The organism is Dokdonia sp., assembly GCF_039945015.1.
Lineage (GTDB): Bacteria > Bacteroidota > Bacteroidia > Flavobacteriales > Flavobacteriaceae > Dokdonia.
In genome coordinates this window covers 120,559-135,228 of the sequence record NZ_JBDUXP010000018.1, presented here as the reverse complement: position 1 = coordinate 135,228, position 14,670 = coordinate 120,559, and the positions used below count along the sequence as shown (strand labels likewise).

8 protein-coding genes are annotated in these 14,670 nt (G+C 35.7%); 3 read left to right on the top strand and 5 right to left on the bottom strand.

Going from position 1 to position 14,670, the window contains the following annotated elements; translation table 11 throughout:
- The first annotated feature begins 31 nt into the window (after positions 1-31).
- The gene (locus ABJD27_RS12235) at positions 32-2,083 is read left to right on the top strand and encodes a thiamine pyrophosphate-dependent enzyme (protein WP_348165010.1); all 2,052 of its coding nucleotides are present in this window, start codon (positions 32-34) and stop codon (positions 2,081-2,083) included.
- A gap of 11 nt (positions 2,084-2,094) precedes the next feature.
- Here the strand turns inward: ABJD27_RS12235 and ABJD27_RS12230 are convergent, their stop codons facing one another.
- The 5 genes from ABJD27_RS12230 to ABJD27_RS12210 form a co-directional block, all read right to left on the bottom strand.
- Positions 2,095-7,899: a T9SS type B sorting domain-containing protein gene (locus ABJD27_RS12230; protein ID WP_348202049.1), complete on the bottom strand. Its 5,805-nt coding sequence runs from the start codon at positions 7,897-7,899 to the stop codon at positions 2,095-2,097.
- Positions 7,900-8,190: 291 nt separating this feature from the next.
- Positions 8,191-9,306: an AraC family transcriptional regulator gene (locus ABJD27_RS12225; RefSeq protein ID WP_348162547.1), complete on the bottom strand. Its 1,116-nt coding sequence runs from the start codon at positions 9,304-9,306 to the stop codon at positions 8,191-8,193.
- Between the two features lie 241 nt (positions 9,307-9,547).
- Positions 9,548-10,135 carry a DUF4136 domain-containing protein gene (locus ABJD27_RS12220; RefSeq protein WP_348162546.1) on the bottom strand — a complete coding sequence of 196 codons (588 nt, stop codon included), beginning with the start codon at positions 10,133-10,135 and terminating at the stop codon, positions 9,548-9,550.
- A gap of 11 nt (positions 10,136-10,146) precedes the next feature.
- On the bottom strand, positions 10,147-12,132 hold the full coding sequence (locus tag ABJD27_RS12215; RefSeq protein WP_348162544.1) for a urocanate hydratase: 1,986 nt from the start codon (positions 12,130-12,132) through the stop codon (positions 10,147-10,149).
- Positions 12,133-12,261: 129 nt separating this feature from the next.
- Positions 12,262-12,435, bottom strand: coding sequence for a DUF5522 domain-containing protein (locus ABJD27_RS12210; protein ID WP_348162542.1), 174 nt, complete (start codon positions 12,433-12,435; stop codon positions 12,262-12,264).
- Between the two features lie 510 nt (positions 12,436-12,945).
- Here ABJD27_RS12210 and ABJD27_RS12205 point away from each other — a divergent pair.
- Positions 12,946-13,848 (top strand): pyridoxal-phosphate dependent enzyme, encoded by a 903-nt coding sequence (locus ABJD27_RS12205; RefSeq protein ID WP_348162540.1) that lies wholly within the window; start codon positions 12,946-12,948, stop codon positions 13,846-13,848.
- Between the two features lie 3 nt (positions 13,849-13,851).
- Entirely contained in the window at positions 13,852-14,670 is an 819-nt protein-coding gene (locus ABJD27_RS12200) for a glucosaminidase domain-containing protein (protein ID WP_348162538.1), read from the top strand.

Sequence of the window (14,670 nt, the reverse complement as noted above, 5' to 3'; positions counted from 1 at the left end):
TTGATATTTAGTATTTGATTTTAGACACTCCATGAATAAAGACATACTCAAAAAAGGATTTCAAAATCTTTGTACGGCAAAATCAATGACCGAATTGTACGAAGAAAACTTTAAAGTAGTTTCAAAATATGTACACGCAACAAGTCGTGGTCATGAGGTTATACAAACTGCAATAGGAATGCAATTACGCCCTCAAGATTATGCATTCCCTTATTATCGTGATGATGCTATGTTGCTTGCGATAGGGATGAGTTCTTATGAGCTTATGTTGCAAGTCTTAGCAAAACGAGATGATCCTTTTTCTGGAGGCCGTACCTATTATTCGCACCCTAGCTTGAGGGATGATGATAAGCCTAAAATACCACATCAAAGTAGCGCCACAGGAATGCAAACAATTCCTGCCACAGGAGTTGCTATGGGGTTTTGGTATGAGGAAGCTGAGAATCTCAGTAAGCATAAAGAAGGAGAAAAACCTTTTGTAGTATGTTCTCTTGGAGATGCGTCTGTGACAGAAGGAGAGATTGCAGAAGCTTTTCAAATGGCAGCACTTAAGCAACTTCCTATTTTGTATTTAGTACAAGATAATGGGTGGGATATTAGCGCAAATGCAGCAGAAACAAGAGCGCAAGATGCTTTTGAGTATGCTAGAGGGTTTAATGGTCTTGAGGCGGTAACTATTGATGGAACTGACTTTGAAGAAAGCTACAATACATTGCAAGATGTTATTCATAAGATACGTACAGAACGCAGACCGTTTTTAGTGCATGCAAAAGTGCCATTACTTAATCATCATACTTCTGGTGTACGTATGGAGTGGTATCGAGATGATTTAGAAGAAGCACGCAGTCGTGATCCGTATCCTAAGATGATACAGTTACTTCTGGATAATGGTGTTACTCAAAAAGAGATTGATGATATGATCGCTTTCGCGAAAGCGGAAACACAAACAGCCTTCGAGAAAGCACAAGAAGCAGAAGACCCAAAGCCTGAAGATTTATTTACCCACGATTTTGCACCTACACCTATAACCGAAGAAGTTGGAGAACGATCACCTGAAGGTGGAGAACAAGTTGTAATGGTAGATTGTGCCTTATTTGCTATAGAAGAATTAATGAGAAAACACCCTGAATGTTTGATGTATGGTCAAGATGTAGGAGGGCGATTAGGAGGTGTTTTTAGAGAAGCAGCAACACTTGCTCAAAAATTTGGTGATAACCGCGTGTTCAATACACCTATTCAAGAAGCTTTTATTGTAGGATCTACCGTAGGAATGAGTGCAATAGGTTTAAAACCAATTGTAGAAGTGCAATTTGCAGATTACATCTGGCCAGGTCTTAATCAACTCTTTACAGAGGTGTCTCGTTCTTGTTACTTAAGTAATGGAAAATGGCCTGTATCTATGATTTTACGTGTGCCTATAGGGGCGTACGGATCTGGAGGTCCTTATCACTCATCTTCTGTAGAAAGTGTAGTGACTAATATACGCGGACTTAAAATAGCATACCCTTCTAATGGAGCCGATCTTAAAGGTCTTTTAAAAGCAGCATACTATGACCCTAACCCTGTAGTGATTTTTGAACACAAAGGACTATACTGGTCTAAAGTGCCAGGGACAAAAGGAGCAACTTCTATAGAGCCTTCTGAAGACTATATGCTTCCTTTTGGAAAGGCATGGATACTACAAGAAATTTGGAAACAAGAAGAAGTAGAAACCATGTCTATTATTACTTATGGAATGGGGGTGCATTGGGCTATGAATGCGAGTTCAGAACTAGGAATGCAAGATCGTATTGAAATAGTTGATCTACGTACATTACATCCGTTGGACTACGATACCGTTTTTAAATCTGTAAAGAAATGCGGGAAATGTCTTGTGATTACAGAAGAACCATCTGATAATGGTTTTAGCCGTGGTCTTCAAGGAAGAATTCAGGAAGAATGTTTCAGAGAATTAGATGCTCCAGTATTACTTATAGGATCAGAAAATATGCCTGCAATTCCGTTAAATAGTACCTTAGAGCAGACGATGATTCCGAGTACAGAAAAGGTGAAAATAAAGATAGAAACGCTGTTAGGATATTGATTAATTGTATGCTAACGACGAATGAGTGAAAACGCACCAACAATTACTTTCATGTTATTGTTAGTGTCTTTTATTTCGGCTTTGTACCAATAAGAAGTAGATGGCATTAACGTTCCGTTGTAGAGTCCATCCCATCGCTGATTTCGTTTTAAAGTCTTGAGTAATTTCCCATAACGATCAAAAATTAAAACAGCCGATGCTCCAGGTATTCCCCATGTATCATGATATCCATCATTATTAGGGGTGAAATAGTTTTGAACACACTCTTCGCTACTGAATATTGGGTCACAGCTATTTAATGGATCTGTATTATTTATGATCTCATCTTTATCATTGATTCCGTCTCCATCCGTATCTGGATTATTTGGATCTGTGTTATAAAATATTATTTCGTCATTATTTGGAAGTCCATCACCATCAGGATCACAGGTTGGTCCCGTCATATTCGGATCACAAGGGTCTAGTGGATCTGTGTTATTATTAACTTCATCTCCATCATTGATTCCGTCTCCATCGGTATCTGGATTGTTAGGGTCTGTATTATGAATGGTTGTTTCGTCACTGTTTGATAATCCATCTCCATCAGGATCACAAGTTGGCCCTGTCATATTTGGGTCACAAGGATCTAGCGGATCTGTGTTATTATTGACTTCATCTCCATCGTTAATTCCATCTCCATCAGTATCTGGATTGTTAGAGTCTGTGTTATGAATGGTTGTTTCGTCACTATTTGATAATCCGTCCATATCAGGATCGCAAGTTGGTCCAGTCATATTCGGATCACAAGGATCTAGTGGATCTGTGTTATTATTTACTTCATCTCCATCATTAATTCCATCTCCATCTGTATCCGGATTGTTAGGGTCTGTGTTATGAATGGTTGTTTCATCATCATTAGACAATCCATCCCCATCTGGATCACAGATTGGTCCTGTCATATTAGGGTCACAAGGGTCTAGTGGATCTGTGTTATTATTGACTTCATCTCCATCATTGATTCCGTCTCCATCGGTATCTGGATTGTTTGGGTCTGTATTGTGAATGGTTGTTTCGTCACTATTTGATAATCCATCTCCATCTGGATCACAGGTTGGTCCTGTCATATTCGGATCACAAGGATCTAGTGGATCTGTATTATTATTTACTTCATCTCCATCATTGATTCCATCTCCGTCGGTATCTGGATTGTTAGGATCTGTATTGTGAATGGTTGTTTCGTCACTGTCTGATAATCCGTCTCCATCGGTATCACAATTTCCTCCTCCAGTAGGAACAGTGTTTATGTGAATAGGGTTTCTTGTTATGGTAAGATTAAATATAATAGTATTGGTGACTTCACAATAATAATCACCTATATCACTGGGTTGGACTGAAGGGATTGTATAGGTGCTAGAAGTTGCTCCAGCAATAGGAATTCCTGTTGGTGAAGTTCCTTTAAACCATTGGTAATTATTTTGATTACCGCTAACATTGGTTATCATATCTACCGATGTATTTTGGCATGGATCAATTGTATATTCAACATCAACATTTGCTTGGGGGGTCCATGAAATACTTCCTCCAACTCCAAAGAAAAATAGGTAATCATTAAATTCATTTTCAAAATCTCCAAACTGAAATTCATTTGATTCAATTAACAGAAATTGCATATTGGGATGTGTTGCCAATGTTAGAGGAGGAATGTTCCCACTAAAAGAATTATTATAAATAGAAACGGCAACAAGATTTGTGTTATTTGATAACCAAACAGGAAATACATCATCAAAGTTATTCCGATCCAATACAAAATATTCTAACGTTGTTAGATTAGAAAAACTTGCAGGGATAGTTCCTGAAAGTTGATTGTCACTTATATTAAACCAATTGAGATTTGAAAAATTTCCAATTCCAGTTGGTAAGCCACCAGTTAGTTGGTTTTGTCTGATGTCAAAAGTTTGAGTGTTTGTAAGATTCCCTAAACTTGTTGGGATGATTCCTGTTAGATTATTAACAAATAACACAAACGTTTCAATATTTGATAAATTCCCTAAGCTTGTTGGTATTGTTCCTGAAAGTTGATTATCGCCTAAATGTAAATATGTAAGTGTGCTTAAATTCCCCAATTGTGTTGGTATTGTTCCTGTCAAATTATTCGACCTTAGGTTCAAGTGCTCTAAGTTTGATAAGTTTCCTAGTTCTAATGGGATTGTGCCTCCAAATCCTGCATATTCCAATCGTAATTCTCTAAGTGTACTGATATTTCCAATCTCTATAGGTATAATTTCTCCAACAAAGTTTGATGATGAAAGGTCTAAGATCTCTAAAGCAGGAGAAGACCCTAGAACTATAGGTACTGGTCCTGTGAAGTTGATATTATTACTAAGCCTGAGAATTCTTAATGTTGAGATATTGGCAAATTCTACAGGAATTGTTCCAGAAATATTTGATTGACTAATATCAAATTCTTCTAGTTCAGTAAGCTGATTAACAATAGTTGGAATAGGGCCATTTATATTTGGATCTGATCCTAATACAATGGATTGAACTCTGTTGTTGGTGTTACATATAATTCCAGGATAAGATGTCGCATTACATGGGTCGCAGTCTGTTATATTCCAGACAGTTGTTACCCAAGTAGGTCCATTCATAGAATTGTAAATTGCCTCCACAGCAGGATAATCTGGATGGGTACAAGAACCACTTGTTGTAACAAAACTCTCTTCTGTACAATTGATTCCTAGTTGAACTGCGTTACTATTAAACGGGATTATTTGCACATAATACGTAGTAGCTACATTCAGTATTCCTGGAGGGATAATGTATGTTGTGGTTGTACTTATGTCATTGATTAAATTATAATTTCCAGAAGTGTCACCTATGAGTATCTGATATGTTGCTGCTCCACTCACGGGATTCCATTCCAAGTCTGTATCTATCGAAATATCAATAGCTCCGTTTGTAGGAGTGACCAAACTAGTACAAGAACTCCCTGTGGTGAAACTCTCTTCTGCACAATTAATTCCTAATTGAACTCCGCTACTGTTAAACGGGATTATTTGCACATAATACGTAGTGGCTACATTCAGTATTCCTGGAGTGATAACGTATGTTGTGGTTGTACTTATATCATTGATTAAATTATAATTTCCAGAAGTGTCACCTATGAGTATCTGATATGTTGCTGCTCCACCAACAGGATTCCATTGCAAGTCTGTATCTACCGAAACATCAATAGTTCCGTTTGTAGGAGTGACTAAATTGGTGCATACGCTGCCTGTTGTAAAACTTTCTTCAGAACAATTAAAGCTTAATGGAATTCCTGAGAAACTATATGGCGTAATTGAAACATAATAAGTAGTAAAAGGGTCTAAATCATTAGGAAAAATAAAGCCGGTGCTAGGTGTTAGGATGTTAGCAATACTAAAATCTCCTGGAGACAGCCCAACGAATAGCTCGTAATTTGCTGCGCCAGGAACAGAGCTCCAACTTAAATTGGTGTCTACAGGTACATCTGTTGAGCCGTCGGTAGGTAGTAATAAACTAGGACATCTAATGTCAGTTCTAAAAAACTCTTCGTTACAATTAACACCTATCGGAATTCCTGAAGCATCTAGCGGTGTAATTAAAACATAATGGTTGGTTAATCCATTTAAATCATTGGCAAAATTATACGTGGTGTTAGGAACAATAATATCTAAAATATTGTAGTTTCCAGAAAACGAACCGACTTGTACTTGATAGTTTGCAGCCCCAGAGACAGGGTTCCAACTTAAATCTGTGTCTACAGGAACATCAATACTTCCATCTATGGGATTTGTCAAATTGGTACATAAACTACCTGTAGTGAAGCTCTCTTCTACGCAACCTATTGAATCTCCTGAAGAATTATATGGAATGATTTGAACAAAATAAGTAGTTGATATATTTAGATCAGATAAGAAGTCATAGTTAGTAACATTTCCGACATCTAAATCATTAATAATGTCATAATTTCCAGCGCTACTTCCAATATTAAGTTTGTAGCCTGTTGCCCCAGCAACAGGATTCCAGTCTAAATCAGTACTAACTGCAACATCCGTTTGCATATTAACGGGAGAGGCTAATGTTGTACAAGCTAGACCACCTGCGATCACAAGTTCAATACGATGACGTTCTAAAGTTAAATCAGTAACAATGTTACTATTTACAAGGGCATAATAAAAACCGTTATCTGCAGCTTGTACATTATTTAAATTGAGTGTAGCATTTGTAGCTCCTGTAATAACAGTCCCTGTACTGATAGCATCAGGTGCAAAATACCATTGATAAGTGTTCTGATTACCACTACAATTTACAGTCATGGCAACATTATCTCCTGCATTTGAATTTTGAGTATACGCAGTGTCTAGTAAAGCTTGTGGGTTGTCGTCAAATAGAGCAACATTCGTATCGTAAAAAGGGAACTCATTTTCAAAATCACCAAATTGATACGCATTATCTTGAATCCTAAAAAAAGTTAACCCTGCATTATTTGTCAAATTAGGAATAGTGCCAGAAAGATTATTGTTATTTACATAAAGAGTAAAAAGGTTAGTTTTACTACTTAAACTAGGAGGGAGACTACCTGATAATTGATTATTATAAATTTGAATACTTGTTAAAAGAGGTTGTGAGAGTGCATTTGCAGGGATGCTCCCAGATAGTTGATTGTCATGAAACCATAAAGAACGTAGTGCGGATAAAGATCCAAAAGTATTGGGAAAAGACCCAGTCAAATTGTTCTCAGCTAAATCGTATGTCTGTAAACTATTAAAAAAGCCATAACTATCAGGTATTGTTCCTGAAATTTGATTGTTGCTCAGATTAAGTATGATAAGATTAGGTAATGCATTATTGCCGAGTGCGGGTGGCAATGATCCTGATAGTTGATTGCCTTCTAAATTAAGCTGTTGTAAACTGGTAAGATTAGAAAAAGAAGCTGGAAGCGAACCGCTGAGTTGATTGTTAATAGCCCAAAACTCTAATAAGGTAGTGTTATTCCCAATTTCTGTAGGAATAGCTCCTGATAATTGATTGGTACCTAGATACATAATCTGAATGCTATTCAGATTTCCAAAAGTATTTGGAATGGTTCCTGATAAATTATTTCCTCGTAAATCTAAAAACTCAAGATTAGATAAGTTTCCTATAGAAGCAGGAATAGTTCCACTTAATTCATTAAAACCTAGACGAAATGTTTCTAAATTAGAAAAATTTCCTATATAACTAGGTATCGGTCCTGTAAGACTGTGACCAGAAAGGGAAAGCCAAGTAAGGTTTGTAAGATTGGCAAAAGAAGCAGGTATAGGACCAGTCATTCCTCCTGCAAAAGGCCTGTTAATATTAAGTACTGTAAGATTTGTCATAGACCCTATAGATGTGGGTAGGGTCCCTGTAACATCGCTGCGATCTAAGGAGAAAAAGACCATTTGTGTTAATTGTGATATTTCTGGAGGTAGTGGTCCAGAGACATTAAGGTCATTGGTAATATTTATAGACCAAACTCGCCCCGCAGAACATTGTACATTGGCATAGGTGCAAGGGTCACAGTTGGCAATCACTGGCCATGGTTGATTCCAGTTGGCTCCATTAAGGTTGTTGTATAGAGCAAGCATCGCTGGGTAGTCAGGATGTCCGTTTGCGATCCTTTCATCTTCTTCATTTTTATTAGATACTTCAATAGTAACAGGATCTTCATTTGTAAAACAATTTGTGACCCATAAAGTTTCCTCTAGTGATGAAGGGATGTTTGGAGAACTCCAACCTTGAGATAAAAAAATAGAAGCAATAATAAGTATACACTTTGTATAATTCTGCATAGAAGATATTTTATAACAGTGTATAGAAAGAATGTGTGCAGGAATCACTCCAAATATCGTTTGTTATTTTAATCATATAGCGCTACTAAAAGTTTATATAATACGCTTTCGCGAAAGCGTAAAAAGAGTATTAATTTTTGAATATAGACTTCTGTCCAATGGGTATTAGTATGTTAGATTACCATTGGGGGTGTAGGTAATGACGTATAGTCCTAGCATAAGACTAAAATATCTAAACCTCCATGTTTTGACGTTCAGGATATTGCGAATCTGCAATAATTGGAACTAATTCTAAAGGTTTTTTCTAAAATATGATGGTGTGACGCCTGTAAATTTCTTGAAGGCATTGTTAAAGGTGGTCTTAGAACTAAAACCAGCTTCTAGGCCAATGGCGACTAACGTGTAGTTTGAAAATTCAGGATTATGAAGAAGTTCTTTTGCCTCAGCTATACGTAATGAATTTATATAATCATTAAAACTTGTTTGGAGTTCATTATTAATAATACGTGATAAATAACTTTTACTTAACTGTAGTTTTTCTGCTAGAAAATCCAAAGAAAGATTTGGGTCAAGATATCGTTTGTCGTTTATGATAATCTCTTCAAGTTTAATGATATGTTCGTTTTTTGAATTTTGAACAATCGAATAAGGTTTGCTTTTGTTTACAAAAGTTCTGATTTTTTGTCGCTGATTTAGAGTTTTGATTTTGTGGATTCCAATGTACCCTATAATATAAATGACAATAGACGTAATTATAAAAATAGGAAGATATATCGTTTCTTCATTTTTCCAATACTTATATGTATAAACAGACCAAGGGATGCACGAGAGAGCTAAGACACCAAGTAATACTTTTATCCACAACAAATCCGTAATTATAACTTTAGATCTAGATGTGTTATTTATTTTTTGATAGTTTTTTATATGTATAAACAATAATAAGATGGTAAATAGTAATGTTGGGATATTTACAAAATCACCGTATACGTCAATGAGATTTGCTATTTCAGCTTGATCTGCATCATAATTTGCTGTGCGTCCAGTAGCAAGGGCTACAACTTTATAAACAATGGTAATGCCTGAAAATAGAACTAAGGGGAGGTATAAAAGGAATTCTACTTTTTTTATTTTTCTTTCAGGATATAGAAAGTATACTATAAAAAAATAGAGGAGAGGTGCGAGTAAAAAAAGATAGGGAATATAAATAAGATTAAATAAATCCCAAGAAATTATATCAAGTTCATCAAGTGTATATTGAAGATTTGTTAATGTAATACATAAAATTAATAAACCGAGGTATATGGAAGCTTTTGAGCGTTTTCTTTTAAAGCTAAGAATAAATATGCTCGAAAATATGCCTTGGATGATACCAGCAAAAACAAGACTATATAAAAAACTAAATTCCAAAGAGGTTCACTAAGTGGTTGCAAGCAAAGTTAGGACTTTTCTTTTTTGAATTAATAACAAGACCATTTTAGCAAGCTTTTAAAGAAGGTGTTATTAGTGTTTTTTTAAATTCGTTTCTTGAATTCTTTTTCTTTTAACTGATTTCAAAAACAAAAAAACACCGAATGTATATTCGGTGTTTTTCGGGATACAAAGCAAGCTTTGATATCATTTACATGCTTATTCTTCTAGGAGAGATAAACTATATTTTCTCACGATTTAGTTCGCTATCATTACTTGCAATAGCAGGAGGATAGACAGTCATGATTTCTTTTACAATTTCTTGAATACGAGCTTCGCGTTTTTCTATATTTCCAGAATATAAAGAAGCAGTTCCTTTACCTTGCCATACCAATTGTTTTTTAGAAACATCTAGTAAGTCTATATAGAGAACACCTTCTGTGCGTTCAGATACGGTGTTGCCATAAAATGCACCTCCTCCATAAAAGGGGCCGTAAAAACCTCCATATCCAAAGCGACCAAAGCCAAAGTTGTTATTTTGATATACATCTACACGTTTATTTGCTTTTGCAAAAATACTTACGAGTACCGTAGGGTTTTCTGATTTTGTAAATCCTTTTGCAGCCATTTCTGTTTCGATGGCTCTTAGAATACGTTTTTTATCAAGATCAGAGATTTCTGCTTTATCAATACCTGGCTTATAAAAAGCATAGGTTTTGTATTCATTAAAATTGACGGTTTGATCATAATCTGATGCAACACGTACAGTGCTACACGAAGAGACAATTAGCATAATTGCTAACAAAGGGAGTAATCGTAATGCTTTCATAGAATTCGTTTTTATGTGTTTCTAAATAAGTTGTCTTCTACACTATTTGGTAATGTCACTTTTAAGTCAGGTTCTAATTCCATGGCTCTTTTAATTGCAAAAACAGCCCCTTCATTACGTGCCCAACTTCGACGTGCAATACCATTATTTACATCCCAGAAAAGCATGGATTGCAAACGTCTCTCAGTATCATTACTACCATCAAGAACCATACCAAAACCTCCGTTTATTACTTCACCCCATCCTACACCTCCACCATTGTGTATGCTCACCCAAGTAGCTCCTCTAAAACTGTCTCCTATTACGTTATGTATTGCCATGTCTGCCGTAAAGCGGCTTCCGTCATAGATATTACTTGTCTCACGGTATGGCGAATCTGTTCCAGAAACATCATGGTGATCACGTCCTAGAATTACATATCCAATCTCATTTTGAGCAATAGCATCATTAAATGCTTGTGCGATTTTCATACGCCCTTCTGCATCTGCATATAAAATACGTGCTTGAGAACCTACGACTAGTTTGTTTTCTTGAGCCCCTTTAATCCATTGTATATTGTCTTGCATTTGTTGTTGGATTTCTGAAGGAGCATTTTTTGCAAGATTTTCTAGGACTTGACAAGCAATTTGGTCAGTTTTAGCTAGATCCTCTGGTTTTCCAGAGGCACATACCCATCTAAAAGGACCAAACCCATAATCAAAGCACATAGGACCCATAATGTCTTGGACATAGCTAGGATATTTAAAATCAATACCATTTTCTGCAAATATATCGGCGCCAGCTCTAGAACATTCTAGTAAAAAAGCATTTCCGTAATCAAAGAAATAAGTGCCTTTTGCCGTATGCGCATTGATGGCTGCAGCATGACGGACAAGGGTGCTTTGTATGCTTTCGCGAAAGCGTACCGGATCATCTGCCATACACGTGTTTGCTTCTTCAAAACTCATCCCCATAGGATAATAACCACCGGCCCATGGATTGTGTAATGATGTCTGGTCACTTCCTATATCTACATGAATATTATGTGTATCAAGAGCTTCCCATACTTCTACAATGTTACCTTGATAAGCGATAGAAACAGTTTCTTCGTTTGCTTTTGCTTGGGATACTCTAGTTATAAGAGTAGGAATATCTGTAATTACTTGATCTACCCATCCTTGAGAATGTCTTGTGTGTACAGCCTTAGGGTTTACCTCGGCACATATAGTGATGCATCCAGAAATGTTACCCGCTTTAGGTTGTGCACCACTCATACCACCTAGTCCAGAAGTGACAAAAATACCTCCTTTGGGAGATTTCTTTATTTTCCTAAAGGCATTAAGAACGGTAATTGTAGTTCCGTGAACAATTCCTTGTGGCCCTATATACATATAACTTCCCGCTGTCATTTGTCCATACTGGGTGACTCCTAATGCATTAAACTTTTCCCAATCATCAGGTTGAGAATAATTAGGAATCATCATTCCGTTTGTAACAACCACACGAGGAGCATCTTTGTGAGATGGAAATACACCCATAGGATGTCCAGAGTACATGACTAAGGTTTGATTATCGTTCATCTGAGCTAGATATTGCATTGTCAGAATATATTGAGCCCAGTTTGAAAAGACACCACCATTCCCTCCATAGGTGATAAGTTCATGAGGATGTTGTGCAACAGCTGGATCTAGGTTGTTTTGTATCATAAGCATGATAGCAGCTGCTTGTTTAGAATTGCATGGATATGCATCTATAGGTCTTGCATACATATCATAATCAGGTCTAAAGCGATACATATAGATACGACCGTAGGTCTCTAGTTCTTCTCTAAACTCTGGTAATAATGTTGCGTGATGTTTTGGGTTAAAATAGCGTAATGCATTACGTAATGCGAGTTCTTTTTCGGATGAAGAAAGTATATCCTTGCGCTTCGGTGCATGATTTGCCGATGCATCGTATGTTTTTAAACTTGGAAGTTTATTTGGAATACCTTGTAATAGTTGATCTTGAAAAGTCATTTATTGATTTTTTAATTATACACATTTTGAAAACGAAGTAAAAATTAAAAAATCAAGGATATCTCATATTAGCCCTATGATAGGCCGTAAATATGCATTTGCGATATGATAATATAGTATTATCCATTCTTAGCTGTTTTGAGTATTTGTTTTCTTATCAAACCCATAAGGGCAATGACGACAACCACTCTCGCAGCAATAGCCTCGCTTGAGGTGGTATTGTTCTGTAAAACATTTATACCCTTCGGGAGTGAGATAATAATCTCCTTCTTCTATAGGGATATGTTTTTTTATGTAAGACATATATGTATCAAATATAGTACAAAGATAGGAAGACTGGAACGATGATTGTTATGTTATGAATGTTAATACTATGGTAGATAAAAATGTTATAGGTATATATATCTACTTATAAATATCAAGTACTTTTGAGTTATGTTTCTAGTTGTAAATAAATATTTATTGAGAAAGCGTTTTGTAGGACTCACTATATGGCCTTTTATAATCATTAAGTATCCTGAATTAAAAAAGGATGCTATTTTTATAAATCATGAACGCATTCATTTACGACAGCAACTAGAGCTTTTGATACTTCCTTTTTATATTCTGTATATACTTGAGTATCTTTTTAGGTTGATTCAGTATAGAGATAGATACACGGCTTATAGAAATATTTCATTTGAGCGCGAGGCCTATACAAATGAAAAAGACCTCTATTATTTAAAAAGGAGATCTTTTTGGGCTTTTAAAGACTATGTAGTGAAAAAAGGATAGTTTTTAATTATAAATTACCGCTTTATTTAGAGTGAAGAAATGACCAACAATCAATGTATTATTCTTGATGAAAATATAGAATTATCCCTAAAAAGGGAAGACCTTATTCATCCTTATATTTCGGGTAATAAATATAGAAAGCTTAAATATAATATCGCTTTCGCGAAAGCGAATAACTACAAAACACTTCTTACTTTTGGCGGGGCATATTCTAATCATATAGCCGCAACTGCAGCTGCTGGGAAAGAGTATAATTTTAAGACCATAGGAATTATACGAGGAGAAGAATTAGGGGCGCATCTAGAAAAAACACTTTCTGAAAATGAGACACTAGCATATGCTAATTCTTGTGGTATGGAATTTAAATTTATATCTAGAGAGGCTTATAGGGCAAAGAATGATATGTCTTTCTTAAATACTATTAGAGAAGAATATAAAGATGTATATATCCTTCCAGAAGGAGGGACTAATGACCTTGCTATAAAAGGATGTGAAGAAATACTCACAACATCTGATCTCACATACGATTATGTTTGTTGTGCTGTAGGTACAGGAGGAACATTATCTGGAATAATTAATGCTTCTAAGAGCTCTCAAAAGGTGTTAGGTTTTCCTGCTTTAAAAGGTGATTTTTTAACTACCGAGATAGCTCAGAAAACAAATGCAACGCATTGGGAGCTGATTCAGGAATATCATTTTGGGGGATATGCAAAAGTCACAAAAGAGCTCGTTGATTTTATAAATGGATTTAAGAAAGAACAAGAAATACTCTTGGATCCTATATATACGGGTAAAATGATGTATGGTATTTTTGACCTTATATCAAAGGGATATTTCCCACAAAATTCTCGTATTTTAGCAATTCACACAGGGGGTCTTCAAGGCATATCTGGAGTTAATAAAACACTCCGTAAAAAAGGACTTCAAACATTAGATATTTAGATTATGATGCGACGCATTGTGCTTTTATTATTAACAGGTCTTTTATTAGGTAGTTGTGGTTCTTCAAAAAGAACAACCCGAAAAGTAGGAACTACTAAGAAAGATAGAAAAGAAAAAGTAGTTACTCGGCCTAAGGATGAAGCTCCTAAGGAAGAAGAAAACGTAGTAAATCCAGTTCCTAAAACTGGGGTGGAAGGCTATATAGAAACCTATGCTGAGATTGCCCAAGAAGAAATGAGGCAATATGGTATTCCTGCAAGTATCACACTTGCGCAGGGAATCTTAGAATCTGGAGGAGGAAAAGGCGAGTTGGTTAGAAAAGCAAACAATCATTTTGGAATTAAGTGCCACGACTGGAAAGGAGCAAAAGTATATCATGACGATGATGAAAAAGGGGAATGTTTTAGGAAGTATAGTCTTGCTAAATTTTCATATAGAGACCATTCATTATTTCTAACAAACAGAGGGAGATATTCTGATCTTTTTAAATTGCCAAAGGATGATTATAAAGGATGGGCAAAAGGACTGAAGGCAGCTGGATATGCAACAGATAAGAAATATCCAGCTAAGTTGATTTCTTTAATAGAACGTTATAAATTATATCGTTATGATGGAGAAGTGTTAGGGAAAAAAGAAAAAGATTTTAAAAAAGTTGTTGATAAGAAAAACCAACATACAGTAGAAAAAGGAGAAACATTATATCGTATTGCCAAAAAGTATAAGATAACTGTAGAAGACCTTAAAAAATATAATGGTCTAGAAAGCAATGAGATTTTTGTAGGTCAAGTTTTGTATGTACAACCATTTGATAGAGGATATTAA